Source organism: Dyadobacter sp. CY327 (genome assembly GCF_021390415.1).
Classification (GTDB): domain Bacteria; phylum Bacteroidota; class Bacteroidia; order Cytophagales; family Spirosomataceae; genus Dyadobacter; species Dyadobacter chenhuakuii.
The window spans coordinates 1-20,388 of record NZ_JAJUXJ010000009.1; the positions used below are offsets into that span (position 1 = coordinate 1).

The window sequence follows — 20,388 nt, forward strand, 5'->3', positions numbered from 1 at the left end:
AGGTTGCATACGCGTTACGCACCCGTACGACGGTGACATTGCTGCCCCCTCGCCTTGCATGTATTAAGCCTGCCGCTAGCGTTCATCCTGAGCCAGGATCAAACTCTCCATTGTAAATTTTGTTGTGCTGTATATCCCGAAAGATATCAGCGAATCTTCTTAAACGAGTATTTCTTACTCTCTTGGTTTATCTCATCATGTCAAAGAACAGGGCCAATCGCGCTTTCTTTTCTTCTTTTCTCTTTCGCCGTTTGCGATTGGGATTGCAAAGGTAGAAAAAGATTTTAGGGTTGCAATATCACTTCAAAAAAAAACTTCAAAAAACTGAAAGTTCTTCAACCCTTTAAACAAATCAACAAAATTATACAATTACTGGCCTCCTAAGAAGGGATATTTGTAATCAAGTGGGGAAACTAGTGTTTCTTTTATTGCCCGAGGTGAGACCCAACGAAGCAGGTTTAAAACTGATCCAGCCTTATCATTTGTGCCGGAAGCTCTCGCCCCACCAAATGGTTGCTGTCCTACAACTGCACCAGTAGGCTTATCATTGATATAGAAGTTCCCCGCGGCGTTGACCAAATGCTCAGACGCATACTGAATAGCATATCTGTCCGTTGCGAAGATGGCACCGGTTAATGCATAGGGTGAAGTGCTGTCGATGATCGGGATGATTTTTTCGAACTCATTTTCATCATATACATATACAGTAAGGACAGGTCCGAAGATTTCCTCGCAGAGCGTTACATAATCCGTTTTGTGAGCCCTTATAATGGTTGGCTGAACAAAGTAACCCTTGCTCTTGTGAAAGTCGCCGCCTGCGACAATTTCGACGTCATTGTCTTCTTTGGCCTTTGCTATATATCCAGTGATTTTATCAAAAGCCCCTTCATCTATAACGGCATTCACGAAATTCGAAAAATCCTCAACTCCTCCCATTTTAATCTCCTGCAAATCTGCAAGCATTAATTTTTTGACTTCCTCCCACAAATTAGAGGGAATGTAAGCGCGGGAAGCAGCTGAACATTTCTGTCCCTGATATTCAAATGCACCTCTGATCAGACCTGTTGCCAGTGCTTTCGGATCGGCTGATTTGTGGGCAAGTACAAAGTCCTTACCACCTGTTTCTCCAACAATCCTCGGAAACGTCTTATATGAAGCGATATTTTCACCTATCGTCTTCCATATAGTCTGGAACACTTTCGTGCTTCCTGTGAAGTGAATTCCAGCGAAATCCGGATTTTTGAATATAATATTCCCGGCAACCGGGCCGTCCGCCAGGATCATATTGATAACACCATCGGGCAAGCCTGCTTCTTTGAACACTTTCATGATCACATTGGCCGAATAAACCTGCGTAAATGCTGGCTTCCATATCACAACATTACCCATCAATGCAGGTGCAGCAGGTAAATTTCCAGCAATCGCTGTAAAGTTGAAAGGTGTGATCGCAAACACAAACCCTTCCAAAGGACGATATTCCATCCGGTTCCAAACACCATCAGAAGATATGGGTTGCTGGCTGTAAATGTCCCGCATAAAGTTGACATTAAGCCGCAGAAAATCAATGATTTCACACGCTGAATCAATCTCCGCCTGATAAGCATTTTTGGATTGTCCTAACATCGTGGCTGCATTGATCTTTGCACGATAAGGACCAGCTATCAGATTCGCCGCTTTTAAGAAAATAGCTGCACGCTGCTCCCAATTGAGCACAGCCCAACTCTTCCTCGCTTCAAGTGCGGCGTCAATGGCAAGCTTAACATCATCTGCGGTTCCTTCGTGAAAATGGCCCAGCAAATGCTGATGATCGTGCGGTGGCGATATGGGGCGCTTATTTTGAGAGTAAATCTCCTGGTTGCCTATGTATTGCGGAATATCGATGGTTTTTGCTCTCGCTTCTTCAAGGGCTTTTGTTAACAATTCCCTTTCGGGGCTGCCTGGTGCGTAATTTTTTACAGGCTCATTCCGCACTGCGGGAACATTAAAAATACCTATAGACATATTTATAGTTTGTTAATTATTATGGATCTTTTTATAAAACACAGCCTTGGCCCGACAAATTCACTGACCAATTTCAAAGCCATAAAAAATTTGTAGAACCTTCCTGCCCGCTTTTTACTTAAATTTGAATTCTAAAGTTTGCACAATAGTTACTGAAATGATATTCTATAGTACAAAAACAGCCAGTATCAAGGCCTCGGCGGAAGAAGCCATCTTCAACAGCCTGCCTGCTGATAACGGGCTATATATGCCGGAATCTATCCCGCAGCTTTCGCCTGATTTTCTCGCAAACATTGAAAATAAAACATTCAATGAGATCGCTATCGAGATAACGCATACGCTATTCGGAAACGAAATTACGAGAAGCGAAATTGAAACCATCATTCATAAGGCTTATGATTTCGAGGCGCCGGTTCGGCAGATCAATGAGCAGGACTATGTTTTAGAGCTCTTTCACGGACCTTCTATGGCGTTTAAAGACTTCGGAGCACGGTTTATGGCGGCAATCATGTCCCATTATTTGCTGCGGTCCAAAAAGCAAATAAACATTCTGGTTGCTACATCGGGAGATACAGGCGGTGCGGTTGCTCAGGGTTTTTATAAAATTCCGGGCATCTCCGTTACAATTCTTTATCCAAGCGGTAAAGTGAGCGACATTCAGGAAAAACAGCTTACTACATTAGGCCATAATGTAACGGCAATTGAAATTGACGGCACATTTGATGATTGTCAGAAACTGGTTAAAGAAGCTTTCCTGGATCCCGAGCTGAATGCTAAATTTAACCTGGCATCTGCCAATTCCATCAACATTGCGCGCCTTATCCCCCAGTCCTTTTATTATTTCTCGGCTTATGCACAATTGAAAAAGCTGGGTAAGCCTGTGGTTTTCTCTGTGCCGAGCGGAAACTTTGGAAATTTGAGTGCCGGGCTCCTGGCTTACAAAATGGGTTTGCCGGTCGAACATTTCATTGCGGCCACCAATCTTAATAATGCAGTGCCACGTTATCTGAAGAGCGGAGCTTACGAACCGAGAGCGTCCATCGAAACAGTGTCCAATGCCATGGACGTCGGTAACCCCAGCAACTTTGTGAGACTGCAAAGATTTTTTGAAGATGACTGGACATTGGTAACTGAAAAAATTAGCGGATTTTATTTTGACGATGGGCAGACTAAAAATGCCATGCGTGAAGTTTTTGAAAAATCAGAATATGTCATGTGTCCGCACACCGCGGTTGCTTACGAAGGTCTTCAGGAATATCGCAAGCTGAACACTTCAGATTTTACCGGCGTTTTTCTTTCAACAGCTCATCCGGCCAAATTTATCGACCTGGTGGAAGAAACTTTGGAAGAATCAATAGAAATTCCCGAAAGGCTCGAATCATTGCTATCCATTGAAAAAGTGGCTACGAAAATGGAAGCATCGTTTTCAGACTTCAAAAACTTGTTAATGAGCGCATTAAGTTAAAAATTGCGTTAACTCAACCGCGCGAGATTTGAATACAGGCATTCAATCGCATCTGAGTCCGCATATACTAAAACCAATAGAGGCAGAAATCATGAAGATTCTGCCTCTTTTGGTTTTTGCCCAAGTATTTTTAATTTATCACATCTCCTCTTAAAAGTCGGAAACGTTTTCTTGACTCGGCGACAAAAATGCTACCCGGATATTTTTCCATCAATTCCTGATAGAGCTTCATGGCAAGATCCTTGTCTTTTAATTTTTCCTGATAAAGTTTTGCGGATGCAAACAATGCATCGTCGCCATAAATGTCGTGGCCATATTTTGTCGTCAGCACTTTCAGATTTTCCATCGCCTGCTGGTTGCTATCGAGCTTCATGTATGTTTCCGCGGTGAGCCAAAGGATTTCGTCTGCCAGGCTGTGATTTTGATATTTGGTATAAAGCTGTTTCAATGTGTCAAGCGCTTCGAACTTTTTATTTTGGAACAACAGCAGCTCCACAGACGAATATTGCTTCATTGCTGCTTCCGTACTATCTAGTCCGGTGTTATCCATAATAAGCAGCGACAGTTCGTTGGCATCATTCGCGATTTCTCGCGATGTTGCTTTTTTCAAAATGTCCAGCACGGCTTTGGCCAGCTCAAACTCTCCCTTATAATAATGTAGCTTCGCATTTCTCAACTTCGCTTCATAACCCAACAAGTCATCCTTCTGTGATTTCTCAACTTGTGAGTACACCAATGTCGCTTCCCAGGGTTCGCCTTTCAACAGGTAAATATCGCCCAGGTCAAGCTTGCATTTGTCTACAAAATTTTTCTCGGTTTTGCCTGCATCGATAGCGGTGTTGAGGATTTCAATTGCCTTTTTGAAATCATCCATATAAAAGGCATTCAGGATCGCCATATTCCGAAGCGCCTCTACGGTCCGTACATTCACCCCGAGTTCATCCACCAATTGCTGATACTGTCCAAGGAGCTTTTGCACCTCGCTGCGCTTGATCGGATAAGTATTTTTGACCTGCTCCTCGCGCGCAAAAATAGCCATTCTCCGGGCAACCGGATAAAGCTGGCCTTTGGGATATTCCTTTACCAAATGGTCGAAGATGGTGCCGGCATTATTATAATCAACATTCTGAAGAGCCAGCATGCCCAGGTTGTATAGCCGTGACCCATTATGTTTAAATCGTTTGTCAAGCGAGCGCTCTTGTATGAATGCTTTGTAAAAATCCTTCTTCTGGATCTGATACCAAATGAGTAATTCATTATAAAAACCTTCGGCAGGGAATTTCTGGATCTTATCATATAGCACCTTTTCCAATAATGCCTGCTCCTTTTCATCTTTCGTAAAGTCCTGCAGCATGTTTTGGACAACCTCTATATTCTGGTAACGCATGCCGTAAGACAAGAGCTCATCGATCATCTGTTCCGGTGCGTTGAGATCGCGGTATACACTGGCTAATTCCAGCTGAAAAATGTCAGTTCGCTTCGCAGCTTCCCTCGCTTCTATCAATATTTGCTTCGCATATTCAGGTTTATTCATAGCCCTGAACTCTTCCGACAAATCGCGTTTAAGCTCAATCCTGGTGCCCGATGCAGCGATGCTCTGCTCAACTCTTTTTGCAGCTTCCTGGGCCTTCCCCTGGCCTTCCAGCATGACGCTCCAGTATAACTGATACCAGCTCGCATTAGGCGCATCATTTTTGGTCTGTTTTTTGAAAAACTGCTCGCCGTCGCCCCAGGCCTTTGTCTTGATAATGCAGTTCGTGTAATTCTTCAGTGCATTCTTTTCAAATGTTGTTTTCAAAAAGCTGGTGTAGTAAGTCAGCGCTTTCGGACAATCATTATTCTTAAAATACTCCTCGGCCATCTCCTTCTCCGACTGCCCCACCGCGGCCGCCCCGGAAAGAAGTAATCCCATCAATACCCAACTCGAAACCTTTTTCATAATAGATAAAAAAAATTTTTCTTTAGTTATTATCACTTACTATGTCTGTGGATAAGGGGATAATTGGTTTATCCACTGTAGATTAACATAGTTATCCACAGATTGTGAATAACTATGGGAGTTTATCCACTTAAGTTTTTAGAATTACCAACATTTAACTTGCTGAATTACAAGTTATGAATTTATCTGTTCACACTCCAGTGTTGGTAACGTAGCGGTCGGAGGGTTTTGTCTTATCCACATTAACTAAAGTGTATCAACGCGGTGTTAACTTCATTTTAGTTTACATTTACCCACACAAGCAGGCGAATCGATTTTTTATCCACAGTAATCAACGCTTATCCACACAATTGTTAACAATTTCAACCCATTTACCAACAAAATTTACGGGTTATTCACATAGTTATCCACACTTAGTGTATAAGAAATTGAGAAAATTTCACTTTGGAAGCGTGGCATTGATGTCATTTAATTCAAAATTAGCCTTCAAAAGAATTTTATCGGGGAGATAGTAGATGGTTTCGGGCTGCTTGTCCTTATCGAGCTCTCCTGTGTCCCAGCGTCGGTTGCGGTTGGCATCCAGCGTCACCCGAATGTAGTATTTGCCCTGCGGGATATTTATGAAGGTGTATGGCGTAGTGTATTGCGTTTCTATCAATTTATATTGCTCGTCGACGAGCTCAATAATGTAGCGCATGGCCGTGTCTGCATTGACAATGGCCCCTCTTATCTGCCCATAATTTTCTTCCTTTAAAACAGGATGCTTAATAAGCGTTTTGGGCAATGTGTCGCCTTCAACACTTAGCATACTGCCCTTTGGGAAGTCCCATTTGATGGTGTCTTTTGCGAATGATTTTGCGTCGATGGTTAATGTGGTACGCGTCGGATCCCAGCGATATTTGAATGCGCTGAGCGGCTCGTGCGTAAGGCTGTCCGTAATAAGTGTAATGTTCTTATCATCCAGGAACTGGATGGGCTTATTGAGATTAAGGGTGTAAGTAAATGTGTTGGTAAGCGCCTTATTTCCTTCCGGTTTTGTCGTCATATTCAATGGATCGCGCTGCCGCTCCTTCCCTCTCTGTGCTTGAAATGCGATTTTTTGTTCAAAATCAGTCACTGTTCCGAGTGAGTCTGTAACGGTCAGCTTTACTAATGTAGAATCCGGATGCGGCTGCACATTGAAAAACTTTATCGCTGCTCCATTTTCGAGCATATAGGGCAAAGTGTCGGTGTTCATAAATTTCACATCCACTTTTTCAATAGACTTACTGAAAACAACTGCATAATTATTAACACGTGGAATGGTCCGCTGGATCTTAAGCACAGTGTTATCAGAGAGGAACATATCGATATGATAGGAAGCAGAATCCGATCTGGCCGTTACCGGTTTGCTCAAAAAACCCATGCGCTCGTCTTTAGCGTTGTAAAGCATGTTGCGGTTTTTGTCGTCAATCGCGATCAGTTTGTAATCTCTTGTCTGAATATTCTCAATGGAAAAGATGCCGCTGCTGTCTGTGCGGGAGAAGTAATAGGGTTTTTGTTTGGCAATGTTAAGCGTGTCACTGAGATTATAAAGACCTACCAGGGCATCAAAAATAGGCTTGTTGGTCTTTATATCTTTCAACGTCCCGTAAACCCGTCCGGAATCGAGCGTATTGCCTGTGCTAAATACGAGTTTCAAGTTTTTTGCCGGATTTTTTTCTGCAAAATCCCTTATTGCATCCCCAAAATTCAATGTATAGGTGGTGCTGTCTTTGAATTCATTTTTAAAATTCAACGAAACAGACATGCCATTCTGCTTGTACGAATATGGGTTATCAGCTTCGGGCGTGATGATCAGTTTCTGATTAATGTTGTCTACGACCACATATTCATCAAAGAATACCTCAACTTTCTTTCCCTTAAAATTCAGCGTTTTGTTTGGCGGATTGCTTTCTAGTAGCGTAGGTGGAATGGAATCTTTTTTACCGCCGGTTGGCGAAACCTGCTGGGCACAGCGACCGAAAATAACGAGGCAAATGATAGCAATGGCAATGGTTCTGATCATTGATTTTGGAAAGTTAAAAGGCCCGCAATACAGATAACGCGTATTGAGGGCCCAGTCGGATTTTTTCAGGATTACTGATTATTTTTTTGAAACAATGTATATAAGGCTCGATGTATTGAGATGGTCTTTGTCTTTCGCCCGCCCTTTCAAATTGGATAAAAGTCCTGTTTTTACACTATCAAGATAGTTAATGCTTCCACCGCTGTATTTCGAGCTCAACATTCCAACATAAAACGAATCAAACCACATTGGCAGAATGCTTTTGACCTCCAAATTATGCTTTTGAAGGAGCGTTTTCATCGTGCCTTTGGTGAAATGATATAAATGTCTCGGAACATCGTAAGCAGCCCAAAAACGACCGTATTTTGCAGCATCAAATGATTGCGGATTTGGAACGGCGATGAGGATCTTGCCATTTGGTTTTAAATGCTTGTACAGCCAGTCAATGGTTTCGTTCAATAGATGAACATGTTCCAGGACGTGCCACATTGTAATGACATCGAATGTTTTTGTGTCGAGTTCATCGGCGTAAATGGTTTCAAAGATTGAAGCCCCTGCCCTCTTCTGCGCCAATGTTCTTGCACCCGGATCCGGTTCTGTTCCCGAAATCTGCCAGCCGTCTTTTGTAGCAGCAGTCAGAAAAACACCCGTCCCGCAACCCACGTCCAATATGCTTCCTTTCGATCCGGAAAGGCTATTGATCAGCTCCACTTTTTGTTTGATCGTGCGGTTTCTTACGGCTGTATAGGCCTTTGAAATCAGATTCGTTTTCTTTTCATCGTGGTGCGAAATGTAATCGTCGGACTGATAATAGGCCCCTATCTCTGCTTCCGAAGGCCTCGGATTGGTAAACAGGAAATAACAATTGTTGCATTGCTGGATTGTAAATTCCTTATGCGACACAGTGTAATCTTCCACATTCAAATAATTATTGAAGCTGGACTTGTCACATACGGGGCAATTCTGAAGCGTTTCTAATGGCATTATCGTCCTATGAATAGCATTAATACTGAAATGTCGGAAGGGCTCACGCCGCTGATCCTGGAAGCTTGTCCTATGGTGGAAGGACGCGTCCTTTTCAATTTTTCACGGCCTTCGAATGACAGGGAAGTAACCACATCATAGTTGAAATTATCAATGATGCTCAAATCTTCCAGACGGTTCATTTTTTCAACCAGCAACATTTCCTTCTCTATATAGCTGTCATATTTGAGATTTATCTCTGCCTGATGAATGGAATCTTTTCCAAATTTTTCGAGCAAAGTCTCAACAACAGGGCTGGCTTCCGTCAGCTGGTCAATTGATATTTGTGGTCTTTTCAAAAGCTGCGCAAGTGAGATTTTTTCACGTAACGGTGCGGTGCCAATTGCAGCTAGCGTTGGATTGATTTCTTCCGGCGTCAATTTTGTGGCCGAGAATGCTGCGATGATTTCAGCCACTTCGGCTTTCTTTTTCTCAACATTATCAAGCCTGGTCAGATCCGCCAATCCTAGCTTAAAACCTTTTTCAGTAAGGCGAATGTCGGCGTTATCCTGGCGCAGTAATGTTCTGTATTCAGCACGTGAAGTGAACATCCGGTAAGGTTCTTCCGTGCCTTTGTTGATCAAATCATCAATCAAAACACCAATGTAAGCCTCCGATCTTTTCAGCACGAATGGTTCGAGCTCATGCACATTCTGATGCGCATTAATGCCCGCCATCAATCCCTGGCAAGCTGCTTCTTCGTAACCCGTCGTCCCGTTGATCTGGCCGGCAAAGAAAAGGTTTTGGATTAAATGTGTTTCCAATGTCGATTTCAATTGAGTCGGCGGGAAATAGTCGTATTCGATCGCGTAACCCGGACGGAACATTTTTGCATTCTCGAAGCCGGGAATTTTCCGGAGTGCTGCATATTGCACGTCTTCGGGCAGAGAGGTTGAGAAACCATTCACGTAAACCTCCACCGTGTCCCACCCTTCCGGCTCTACGAAAATCTGGTGACGATCTTTATCGGCAAAGCGGTTGATCTTGTCTTCAACAGAAGGACAGTAACGCGGACCAATTCCCTTGATCCTTCCCGAGAACATCGGCGATTTTTCAAAACCAGTTCTCAGAATTTCATGCACTTCTCCATTAGTGTAAGTAATCCAGCAGCTGCGTTGCTTGGCAAGCGGCTTGGTATCCGAGTAAGAGAATTTGGACGGATTTTCATCGCCCGGTTGCTCTTCCATTTTGGAATAATCAAGCGAACGCCCGTCAACCCGTGGAGGCGTTCCGGTTTTCATGCGACCTGCTTCAAAGCCTAATGTTACCAATTGTTCGGTGATGCCGGTCGCTGCTTTTTCGCCTGTCCGGCCCCCGCCAAAGTTTTTCTCACCAATGTGAATGAGTCCGTTCAGGAATGTGCCGTTGGTAAGCACTACGGATTTGGAATGGATCTCAATGCCCAGACTCGTCTTCACGCCGCAAGCCTTTCCATCCTTAATGATGATTTCTTTCGCAGTGTCCTGCCAGAAGTCAACATTCGGATTTTGCTCCAAAACATTCCGCCATTCCGTAGCAAACATGGCCCGGTCGCTCTGGCATCTTGGGCTCCACATGGCAGGGCCTTTTGACAAATTCAGCATCCGGAACTGTATCATTGTTTTGTCGCTAATGATCCCCGACTGTCCGCCAAGCGCGTCGATCTCCCGAACGATCTGCCCTTTCGCTACGCCACCCATTGCAGGGTTGCACGACATTTGGGCAATGGTATGCATATTCATTGTAATCAGCAGGACGGAGGAGCCCATCGTTGCCGCAGCCGCAGCTGCTTCACATCCGGCATGGCCTGCTCCCACCACGATCACATCATATTCTTGAAACATAATTCTTTTACTTATTAAACCACTTTAATTAAAGTGTTCCACGTGGAAATGTTAACTAGAAGAGCAGAAGATACTGATCCTCTTTGGCCCGCATGGCCGCTTTCAGCTTTTCGTCCGTATCATCATAACCCATTAAATGCAGCAAACCGTGTATTAGAACGCGCCGCATTTCAGTTTCAAAATCAGCGTTAAACGTTGCCGCATTTTCTCGAACCCGATCAACGCTGATATAAATATCTCCCTCAATCACATTGTCTTCCTCACTATTGTCAAACGTAATAATGTCCGTAAAATAGTCGTGATCAAGATATTGTTTATTGATTTCCAGGAGATAATCGTCGTCGCAAAAAATATAGTTCAAATCAGCTATCTCATAACCCTCTGATATTGAGGTGTTTTTGATCCACTTTTTTGTTTTTAACGGGCGTAACAGGTCGAAATCGACGTTTTCGGTGAAGAAATTAAGCATACCAGGCGATAAAATATTACAAACATACTAAACTATCCGGTTAAGATCAGTTTAGCCGGTGACCGCGCCTATAACAACTTGCTTAAAAAGTGTTAAAACGCGGTCATCGGAATGTTCACAACAAAATACAGTTATAATCAGTTCTTAGCCTGATACTTGCGGAAGTAAGTATCCACCTCTCTTTTGTAGAATGGCGAGAATGTAGGCGGGATGGTTCTCAGCAATTCGGTTTGCTTCTCCTTCTCACGGATGTATTTTTCGAATGCCGCAGGTGGTTGTCTTGGCAATTGTTTCGCAGTTTGGGCCTTGCGCTGCTCATCTTCGTCCTGCTCTTTCATCGCTTTTTCAGATTCGAGCAAGCGCGTAGTGATTTCCTGGTTGCGCTTAATAAGCTCCGGTGTAATGCGTTTATTCACCAGGTCCGTTTCGGTCTCGTCCATTTTCTCGGCGATCTCCTGTAACTCCTTGCTCATTTGTTTGCCCACCTCCGTGCCTTTCTGCGATTCCATCAGGTCCTGAATCATCTTGCGGATCATGGCCTGTTCAGCCGCCATTCTGGCCAGCTTCTCGGAATTATTTCCTTGCCCCTCCTTCCCTTCTCCAAGCTTCTTCATTTCACCGTTGAGCTTCTCCTGCATTTCACCCATGCCCTTTTGCTCACCTTTTTGCTTTCCTTTTTTGCCCTTGCCGCTTCCCGGCATCGCCATGGCCATTTGCTGCTGCATCTGGTTAAAGACATCGCTTAGCATTAATGCCAGGTTATTCATGGAAGTCATCGCGAATTGCTGCTTCGCAGTCGCCTGATTGATCTGGCGGTCCTTGATGCTCTTTACGCTCTCGTCCATATAAGACTTCATATCATTGAGCTCACGCGTAATGAACGACTGGATCTGGATCACCCGGTTCGCAAGTGCATAAAGACTGTCCTCAACAATTTTTGCATCATCTTTCAATTTCAGTTGCTGCTGGCCCAGCTTGATAAACCGGGGGTCCTGCAAGCTCACGCCGCGGAAATCTTTCATCAATGTCTCCTGATCGAAGGATAATGTGATCAGATTTTCTAAAATGTCGCGCAATGCGTCCAGATTCTCCTGCATCTGCTCCATTTCAGCAGCCTCCATGGATTCTTCCATAGACTGCGACATTTGTTTCATCGATTTAGCTGCCTTTTTTTGCGATTCTGAGGCTTTTGTGTTTTGCTGCTTGTCAAGTTGCTTCTTACCCTCTTCCATTTGCTCAGAAGCATTCTTTTGCTCCTCTTTCTGGGTGTCCACAGGTTGTTCCAGTTCTTCGCTCATTTTCTCGACTTCCTTGGAATCTTCCTTCGCCTTCTCAAACTCTTCCTGGATCTTCTCCTGTTCCTTTTTCAGCTCCTCGTTCTTGCCTTTTTTATCGTCTGCGTTTTTATTCTTGTCATTTTCCTGGCTTTTATCCGCTAGCTGGTCTTCCTTATTAGCCAAATCATCCAGCTTTTCGACCAGATTTTCCATTTTTTGTTCCAACTGCATTTGCTTAAAAAGCTTCATCGTCCGTTCGAGCTCCTTTTCAAGGTTATTTTCCTTGTTTTTGAGCTTTTCCATCATGCTCGACATGCGGTCGCTTTGTTTTTGTTCCAACAATTTTTTCAACTCCTGGTAAAGCTTTTCCGTGTCCTTGTCCATTAGCTCGTTCATGAGCTTTTGCAACTGGTCGAGCTTACTTTGCAGTTCCGGGCTTTGCTGGTTGAATTGCTTCGATTTTTCATTCGCATTCTGATTTTTTTCATGCAAAGCCTGCAACTCTTTCATCAGTTCCTCGCGCTTCTTAAGCACTTCCTCAATCTGCTTTTGCTCTTTAAAATCCAGTTCTTTATTGCTTTTCAGCTTATTATCGAGGTTATTCAAATCTTTTTGCAAACTCTGCGCCTTTTTCATGGCCGACTGCATTTGATCCTCCGTCTCTTTCTCCGACTTCTTAATTTCCGCTTCCAGCTGATCTTTGGAAGGAACTGTAAACTGAATTGCCCTCGATTTGGCGCTTTTTGGGCCGTTCACGCCATCATTGTCCCACACCTGGGCATAATACTCGATCTTATCGCCGGGAGCGAGTTTAAGGCTGTCTACATACCATTGGAAATAAAAACTCTGCGTATTCACCGTTTTGTTAAAAGGCACGGGAATGCCTTTAGCCGGCGACGCCTCTTTTTGATCCGCTCTTTTTACAGAATAGAACATTTTAAGCTGCGAGAAGCCATAATCATCGCTGATTGAGCCACCCAGCACCAGATAATTATAAAGCGTCGTATCCTGGAAGTTTTCGAGGTTCATAACCGGAAATTTGTCCGGAACCACATTGATGAAATAACCGATTTTATCCGAATTCGTCGTCTCATCATTTTGCAGATTCACCTGATATTGTGAAGTGCGTTTCACTGTCTTTTTAATTTCAAAATGCTCCCCATCGCTCCCCTTCGCCCGATATAATGCAGAATCATCCTCAAATTTGATCGCCAGCGATTTGGTAGACGAAGTGTTAAAATTCCACTCAACCGTCGTTCCTTCCGGCACGGAGAGATTGCCGACATTGTTCAACCCTTCCGCGGGTTTGTTCAGATAAGCCGGATAGCGCAGGTTTACGTCAAAAGAAAGCAAAGAAGGGCGCTCGGAAACATTGATGCGATATTCCTCGGAAGTAAATCCCGCCGCGTCAAACGAGAATTTGACGTCTCTTTGCAGGTTTTTGAATGTATAGGAATAAGTCTGGTTACCATCATTATTGAGCTTAAACCGAGAGCCGTTCTGAACCAGGTAAGCAGCTGCGGGCAATGCTTCTCCTTTTAGTTTCAGTTTTAGTGTAAAATCCTCATTTCTAAATGCTTTCAGATTTTTGTTTTCCAAAATAAATGAAAACGGCGCGTAAGTGTAATTCTTTTGAAAATGAATAATACGCTCAGAGCTGGAAGTGAAAAATGAGGGGTTAAAAAGCAAGATTGCCGCAATGGCAGCAAGCGGATAAATGGCATACTTAATGCGCTTTTTGTTCTCATTAAAACGAATGGCATCAGAAAACTTAACAATCAGCAACTGCCCCGATTTTTGCCGGATACTTGCCTCGATCAGGTCCGATTGCGTGCCCGTTAGGCCCCTTAATTGCAATGTATTGACCAGCTTATCGCCGATTTCCGGGAAATACTCACCGATTTGTAATGCAGCTTGTTCGTCCGAAATAGGCTTTTTGAGCCCCGAAAGATGGATAATAGGCTGGATGACCCACTGGAAAAATGAAAAAACGAGCACAGCCAAAAATCCGAAGAACAACATTCCCCGGACCCCTGAGCTAAAACGCCCGAAATATTCGATTGTATTGAAGAAAAGAAAAACCGTCAGCAACAGCCCGGCCGAGAAAATAATGCCCTTAAGAAGCTGGTTTTGATAGTATTTCTGACGGTATTCCTGGATGCGGAGCAAAAGGCCTTCCATTGCCGGGGTAAATGCAGCCATATATGAGTCTCGTTATATCAGTTTGGAAATTTATAACGTATGCCGGAATCAAAAATTACGATCCGCTTTGCTACGCATAAAACAAACTAATATAGCGAATTATATAGAATTCTATCGTTTAAAATGGATTTTCCTCAGGCATTTTAGTGCATTCTGCGATGGTGAATTTTAAAGTGTCAGCAAAACGCCGACCGAAGCATAGTTGATCCAGTTGAAATTGTAAACTTCATCCGTGTCCGCACCGCCTTCCACTACCCGATAACCTGCCTTAACGCTGAATTTCGGATTGATCTGGTAAGCCAAACCTGCGAAAACATCCTCTGCCCTACCCTGCTTCGCCGCCAAAGCATCTCCTTCCAGGATTACAGACCAGCGGTAAGACGGCTTGTAAGACGCATAAAAGTTCACCAGCGGAACAAAGCCAATGTTGTCGAAATGCGTGTCCTGTGATTCGTTTTTGAAGCGCACATCCGCGTCTCGGATCTTCGCCGTAAGTCCTAATCCCACACGCCACCTTGTTTTAGCGACAATGTCGTAGCGATAAGTAAGCCGGTAAGAGTTGAATTTGTAAAAAACCTGCAAAGGCTGGCCACTTTGGTAAGTCAAACCATTGAAATTGACGTCTTTTCCGAAAGCACCATTGTATTTAACAGACAGAGGTGCATATAATGCGCTGATATTATGCCGCTTGCCAAATGTGTAAGTGCCTCTGATCCGGTAAAAAATCTTTGGATCAATGCTCAGATCCTCCGCCAGGTTCACCTCTGTGCCGCCCACATTTGGAATGCGGACTTTGTTATAATTTGTTCCAAACACCACACCACTTTCGACATCCAGCTTAAACTGGGCAAACAGCGGCGAGGAACATAGTAGTAAAAAAAAGATAATAATGTTTCGAGATCCCATATCCACACCTTTATTAAAAAAAACAAACAACCCGATATGAGTTGTTTGTACAAAAGTGGTGCCTGAGGCAACAATGTTGATATAGGCCGTCGGAGGCTATGCCTCGATCGTTTCCGGGTAATTTTTTACACTTCTTACAAAGGATTTAATGTCCTGTTCCAAGTCATTGCTCTCCTGCAAAGCTCGGATGAATGCGCTGCCAATGATCGCACCGGCCGCATGATCCGAAGCTTTTTTGAATGTATCATGATCTTTAATCCCAAATCCGATCAGGCGCGGGTTACGCAGCTGCATCGCATTCAGGCGCTCAAAATACGATTCCATATCCTCGCTTACACCCGATTTCGAGCCTGTAACGCTTGCTGAGGAAACCGTGTAAATGAAGCCTTCGCTCACTTCGTCGATCTGGCGAATGCGTTTTTCGGAAGTTTGCGGCGTTACCAGGAATATATTCAGAATGCCGTAAGCGTCGAAAATGGCTTTGTATTCGTTCAAATACACATCCATCGGCATATCGGGCAGGATTAAGCCGTCGACGCCCGTCTCCGCGCATTTTTTACAGAATTCTTCAATGCCAAACTGCAAAACCGGATTTACGTATCCCATCAGCAACACAGGAAGCGAAATTGTCTCACGCATATCCTGCAGTTGTTCGAAGAGCATTTTCACGGTCATGCCGTTTTCCAGCGCCCTGTCATTGCTTTTTTGAATGGTCTCGCCATCCGCAACAGGGTCAGAATAAGGCATTCCAATCTCCACAAGATCGGCGCCGCCGTCCTGCAAGGCTCGTAAAACGCGCATGGTGTCATTGCGTTCGGGGAAGCCGGCTGTGAAATATACATTCAGCAAGCCGCCGTCGCTTTGCGTGCCGCTAAAAAGGTTTGTTATGCGGTTCATTCCTGTGTCCAGTAGTCGATCACCAAAACCTTGTCCAAATGCGGCCCAAGGACTTTTCCAAATGCTTTGTGGTCAGGATGAGGCAAATACACTTCGCGGGCAGCTTCGTTCTCGAATGTTACGAAAAATGCGTGCGTGAAGCCTTGCGCCAATCCTTCGGGGCTGTTGTTCGTGCCCCATTCCAGGCTTTTGATCTCCTTAATCTTCGAAGGCAATGCTCTGAAAGCATCTTCTACTTCTTTCACCTGCGCAGGCGTCGCCGAATCTTTGAATTTGAATAAAACGACGTGACGGAGCATTTTTTTCGGTGGGTTTTGAGGTGAAGCAGAAGCCATAGCGCCAAAAAGAAGCATTCCGGCCATTAATAGTAATTTGAAATTCATAGTTGGATAAAAGGTTGAACTGTAAGGAATTGATTGTTACTATGCGGAGCAATTCAGGCATTCGCCCTCGTCGCTGAATTTCAGTCTGTCAAACTCGCCAAGCTTTTCTTTGAGTTCGAGAATCTCGTCTTCCAGGTCGCACCTTTCGAAAAGCGAAAGCTCGCCGGAGTTTACTTTGCCTTCCAGCTCCTGAATTTTGAGCCTCAGATCAAAAACCTCGGGTAAGGTAAGTGTTGCCATTGCAATGTATTTATGAGTAAATTAATCGATGTATTTCATGTAAGTGGCCATGTCCTTATCGCCGCGACCGGAAAGGTTCAGGATCACGTTCTCGTTTTCAGAAGCACCCAGCTGACCCAAAATCGCCAGGGCATGTGAAGATTCCAGAGCCGGGATAATGCCTTCAAAACGAGTCAGTTCAAATGCAGCCTGCACGGCCTCTTCGTCCGTTGCCGACATGAAAATCCCTCTTCCGCTGTCATACAAATAAGCATGCTGAGGACCAATGCCTGGGTAATCCAGACCGGCTGAAATCGAGAATGGCTCCACAACCTGGCCGTCTTCTGTTTGCATTAATATCGTGCGGCTTCCGTGCAGAACGCCTGGTTTTCCCAAAGCCGTCGTCGCCGCAGAATGTCCCGAAGTAAGTCCCTGACCAGCAGCTTCCACCGCCACCAGTTTTACACTTTCATCATCCAGAAAGTGATAAAAAGCACCCGCAGCATTGCTTCCGCCGCCCACGCAAGCCACCACATAATCAGGCGTTTCTTTGCCAGTCTGCTCTTTGAGCTGCCATCTCATTTCCTCCGAAATAATGGCCTGAAAACGTGCCACCATATCCGGGTAAGGGTGCGGTCCTACCACGGAACCAATGATATAATGCGTGTCCACAGGGTTATTGATCCAGTGGCGCATCGCCTCATTCGTAGCGTCTTTCAATGTGCGAGATCCGCAGGTTGCGGGCCTTACTTCTGCACCGAGCATTTTCATGCGGGCCACGTTAGGCGCCTGACGCTCAATGTCCAGCTCGCCCATGTACACAATGCATTCGATGTCCATCAGCGCGCATACAGTCGCCGTAGCAACACCGTGCTGGCCGGCACCGGTTTCTGCAACCACACGCTTTTTGCCCAATCGCTTCGCCATCAGGATCTGCCCGATGGTGTTGTTCACCTTATGAGCGCCTGTGTGGCAAAGATCTTCGCGTTTGAGGAAAATGTTGGTTTTGTATTTTTCCGAAAGCCTGTTGGCCCGGTAAAGCGGCGTGGGACGTCCCACGTAATTGCGCAGGAGATCATTGTATTCTTTTTGAAAAGAAGGCTCTGCAATGATGCTGAGATAATTTTCACGCAGTTCTTCCACGTTTGGATACAGCATTTCGGGAATGAATGCACCTCCAAAACTGCCGTAGTAACCGCGGCCGTCCACCTGATATGACTTCTTTTCTGCTATTGCTTCCATAGTTTCTAAGCTTCCGCCTCTTCTTTCTCTTTTACACGAACTAAACTGAACAGTTCTTCCAACTTGGCAATGTCCTTCACGCCCGGCTCCGTTTCAAACTGACTGTTAACATCAATTCCGTAGATAGGCAGCGTTTTGGATAACTCTATAATGTCTTCAATGTTGTCCAGCCCGATTCCCCCGCTGAGGAGAAAAGGCTTTTCATTATCGTATTTTTTCAAAAGTTTCCAGTCAAACGGCACACCGTTACCGCCTGGGTTATCGCCTTTTGTATCAAACAAAAACAGGTCACAGAACGACTTGTAATTGTTAAGCATCGCAAAGTTGAAAGACGCATCAATGCTGAATGCTTTGATCACATTAACCCCTTTCTGGCGAATGCTGCGGCAAATGTCAGGCATTTCGTTGCCGTGAAGCTGTGCGTATTGCAGGTCGTATTTCTTAACCATTGCCAGGATATGGCCCGGGCTGGCGTTTACAAACACGCCTACTTTCTTGATATTATTGGGAATGCTTTTGATAAATTCTTCATCCAACTCTTCGCCGACAAAACGGGGTGATTTTTCATAAAAAATAAACCCGATGAAGTTAGGCTGTAATGCCACCACTTTTTCAATGTTGTCTTGCTGGCGCAGTCCGCAAACTTTTATTTTCATAGAACCAAAGGATTTAAATTGCTATGTTGAGTTAAGTCATTTTGCAAATCCGCCAGTGCGGTTCCGGGATTTGCAGTCTTCATAAATGTTTCACCAATTAAAAAACCCTTATAGCCGTGACCGTATAATTTCAAAATGGTCTCGGCATCTTTCAGGCCGCTCTCTGATATTTTAACAAAAGAATCGGGAATCTGTTCACTTAGCGCGATCGAAGTTTCAATGGACGTTTCAAAAGTTTTAAGATTTCTATTGTTAACCCCCACTATATCAATGTCTTCACCCAGCGTTGCGGCCAGTTCCTCTGCATTGTGCACCTCCAACAAAACTTCCAGCCCCAATTCATGCGCTTTCTTACTTAATGAAACAACTTCCGTCGGCGTAAGGCAGGCTGCAATAAGCAAGATCACATCTGCGCCGATCGCTTTTGCTTCGTAAAGCTGATATTCATCGATGATAAAATCCTTCCGGAGCATCGGAATGGTGTGGTTGGCACGGCGTGCGCTGAGAAAATCAGTAAAAGAGCCTCCAAAGAAGTCAATATCCGTCAACACAGACAGCGCGACCGCACCTGCATTCACGTAGTCAAAGGTCACAATTTCCGGAGCAACCCGATCATTAATGACTCCTTTGGAAGGCGATTTTCGTTTAAACTCCGCTATAATTTTGGGAGATGAAGCATTCCGTAATGCCGCCGAGAGGGAAACCGTTTTGCGTGCAAACAAATCCTCTTTTTCCAGGTCGGAAACAGACTTATTTTGCTTAGCCTCAATGACTTCTTCTCTTTTCCGGGCAACGATTTTATCTAGTATGTTCATCTGTAATTAGTCTTCTATCAATTTTTTAAAACTTCTGAGCGCCTTTTTGCTTTCCAAAGATTCCCGCGCTGTTTCCACCGCATCCAGCAAAGACAATGCCGGGTTTGCACAATGCAGTGCCAAGGCAGCATTTGCCAGCACAGCCTGTTTTTGGGAAAACGTAGCTGTATCGTTCAATACATCCATGAAAATTTTGGCGGATTCTTCGACTGTTTTTCCTCCCGAAAGGTCCTCTGCGCGCAAGGTTTGCAACCCCAGGTGCGAGGGATTCAGAACTTGCTCCGTTTGAGCGGTGATCATTTTAAAAGCACCTGTTAATGACACTTCGTCGTAACCGTCTAATGCGTGAAGAACCAGAAATTGCTTATCAGTCTGTTGGTAAAGATAAGCAAAAAGCCGCGCTAATTCAAGACTAAACACGCCTACAAGCTGTTTTTTGGGGGAAACCGGGTTCACCATCGGGCCCAGCATATTGAAGAAAGTTTTCACGCCCAGTTCGCGCCGGATCGGCGCTACATTCTTCATCGAAGGATGAAAAAGCGGTGCATGCAGGAAGCAAACGCCCGCCTCATTGATCTTGCGTTCGAGCACATCCTTATCATTGGTAAACTTGGCGCCCAGATATTCCAGCACCGTGGATGAGCCGCAAAGTGAAGAAACGCCGTGGTTCCCATGCTTGGCCACATGCTGGCCCGCGCCTGCCACCACAAAACAGGATAATGTTGAAATATTGAATGTGTCCTTCCCGTCCCCGCCCGTTCCGCAAACGTCGATGGGATCATAAGCCGAAAGATCAACGGCCAGGCACAATTCCAGCATGGCGTCGCGGAAGCCTTCGAGCTCCTCGACCGTAATGCTCCGCATGGCATAAATTGTCAGGAAAGAGGCGATTTCAGAATTGGAATATTTACCCGTACTAATGCCGATGAGGACGTCTTTGGATAACTCTTTACTTAAAACCTTATATTCAAAAAGATGGCTAAGAATCTGCTTCATGATATTGCTAAGCGTAATGAAAGAATGT

Annotated in this window: 16 protein-coding genes and 1 rRNA gene; 1 reads left to right on the forward strand and 16 read right to left on the reverse strand. The window is 44.6% G+C overall.

Translation table 11 applies throughout. The features are described 5' to 3' along the window. Both LZG74_RS25110 and pruA read right to left on the reverse strand, forming a co-directional pair. A 16S ribosomal RNA gene (locus LZG74_RS25110) occupies window positions 1–114 on the reverse strand; the annotation flags it as partial. A gap of 255 nt (window positions 115–369) precedes the next feature. Continuing rightward, complete coding sequence (pruA, locus tag LZG74_RS25115) at window positions 370–2,001, reverse strand: L-glutamate gamma-semialdehyde dehydrogenase (protein WP_233799213.1); 1,632 nt, start codon at window positions 1,999–2,001, stop codon at window positions 370–372. Window positions 2,002–2,158: 157 nt separating this feature from the next. Between pruA and thrC the strand changes: the two genes are divergently transcribed. Beyond that, window positions 2,159–3,466: a threonine synthase gene (thrC, locus tag LZG74_RS25120; protein WP_233799214.1), complete on the forward strand. Its 1,308-nt coding sequence runs from the start codon at window positions 2,159–2,161 to the stop codon at window positions 3,464–3,466. A gap of 130 nt (window positions 3,467–3,596) precedes the next feature. Here the strand turns inward: thrC and LZG74_RS25125 are convergent, their stop codons facing one another. The 14 genes from LZG74_RS25125 to trpD form a co-directional block, all read right to left on the reverse strand. After that, the gene (locus LZG74_RS25125; protein WP_233799215.1) at window positions 3,597–5,405 is read right to left on the reverse strand and encodes a tetratricopeptide repeat protein; all 1,809 of its coding nucleotides are present in this window, start codon (window positions 5,403–5,405) and stop codon (window positions 3,597–3,599) included. A gap of 439 nt (window positions 5,406–5,844) precedes the next feature. Then, the gene (locus LZG74_RS25130; protein WP_233799216.1) at window positions 5,845–7,452 is read right to left on the reverse strand and encodes an Ig-like domain-containing domain; all 1,608 of its coding nucleotides are present in this window, start codon (window positions 7,450–7,452) and stop codon (window positions 5,845–5,847) included. A gap of 78 nt (window positions 7,453–7,530) precedes the next feature. Continuing rightward, entirely contained in the window at window positions 7,531–8,436 is a 906-nt protein-coding gene (locus LZG74_RS25135) for a class I SAM-dependent methyltransferase (protein ID WP_233799217.1), read from the reverse strand. Continuing rightward, the gene (mnmG, locus tag LZG74_RS25140; RefSeq protein ID WP_233799218.1) at window positions 8,436–10,298 is read right to left on the reverse strand and encodes a tRNA uridine-5-carboxymethylaminomethyl(34) synthesis enzyme MnmG; all 1,863 of its coding nucleotides are present in this window, start codon (window positions 10,296–10,298) and stop codon (window positions 8,436–8,438) included. The genes LZG74_RS25135 and mnmG overlap by 1 nt, the downstream gene beginning before the upstream one ends. 55 nt (window positions 10,299–10,353) lie before the next feature. After that, window positions 10,354–10,767 carry an rRNA maturation RNase YbeY gene (ybeY, locus tag LZG74_RS25145; protein ID WP_233799219.1) on the reverse strand — a complete coding sequence of 138 codons (414 nt, stop codon included), beginning with the start codon at window positions 10,765–10,767 and terminating at the stop codon, window positions 10,354–10,356. A gap of 137 nt (window positions 10,768–10,904) precedes the next feature. Next, complete coding sequence (locus LZG74_RS25150; RefSeq protein ID WP_233799252.1) at window positions 10,905–14,225, reverse strand: DUF4175 family protein; 3,321 nt, start codon at window positions 14,223–14,225, stop codon at window positions 10,905–10,907. A 189-nt stretch (window positions 14,226–14,414) separates the two neighbouring features. Beyond that, a complete protein-coding gene (locus LZG74_RS25155; RefSeq protein WP_233799220.1) occupies window positions 14,415–15,152 on the reverse strand; it encodes a hypothetical protein in 738 nt (245 codons plus the stop codon). A gap of 96 nt (window positions 15,153–15,248) precedes the next feature. Then, complete coding sequence (gene trpA / locus LZG74_RS25160; RefSeq protein WP_233799221.1) at window positions 15,249–16,049, reverse strand: tryptophan synthase subunit alpha; 801 nt, start codon at window positions 16,047–16,049, stop codon at window positions 15,249–15,251. Further along, window positions 16,046–16,402: a Dabb family protein gene (locus LZG74_RS25165; protein ID WP_141110440.1), complete on the reverse strand. Its 357-nt coding sequence runs from the start codon at window positions 16,400–16,402 to the stop codon at window positions 16,046–16,048. Before LZG74_RS25165 ends, trpA begins: the two co-directional genes overlap by 4 nt. 69 nt (window positions 16,403–16,471) lie before the next feature. Next, window positions 16,472–16,672 carry a hypothetical protein gene (locus tag LZG74_RS25170; protein ID WP_026632703.1) on the reverse strand — a complete coding sequence of 67 codons (201 nt, stop codon included), beginning with the start codon at window positions 16,670–16,672 and terminating at the stop codon, window positions 16,472–16,474. Between the two features lie 21 nt (window positions 16,673–16,693). Continuing rightward, window positions 16,694–17,893, reverse strand: a complete 1,200-nt coding sequence (gene trpB, locus LZG74_RS25175) for a tryptophan synthase subunit beta (RefSeq protein ID WP_233799222.1) — start codon at window positions 17,891–17,893, stop codon at window positions 16,694–16,696. A 5-nt stretch (window positions 17,894–17,898) separates the two neighbouring features. After that, window positions 17,899–18,549, reverse strand: coding sequence for a phosphoribosylanthranilate isomerase (locus tag LZG74_RS25180; RefSeq protein WP_233799223.1), 651 nt, complete (start codon window positions 18,547–18,549; stop codon window positions 17,899–17,901). Continuing rightward, window positions 18,546–19,364 (reverse strand): indole-3-glycerol phosphate synthase TrpC, encoded by an 819-nt coding sequence (gene trpC, locus LZG74_RS25185; RefSeq protein WP_233799224.1) that lies wholly within the window; start codon window positions 19,362–19,364, stop codon window positions 18,546–18,548. Before trpC ends, LZG74_RS25180 begins: the two co-directional genes overlap by 4 nt. 6 nt (window positions 19,365–19,370) lie before the next feature. Continuing rightward, the gene (gene trpD / locus LZG74_RS25190) at window positions 19,371–20,360 is read right to left on the reverse strand and encodes an anthranilate phosphoribosyltransferase (protein ID WP_233799225.1); all 990 of its coding nucleotides are present in this window, start codon (window positions 20,358–20,360) and stop codon (window positions 19,371–19,373) included. Between the last annotated feature and the right edge of the window lie 28 nt (window positions 20,361–20,388).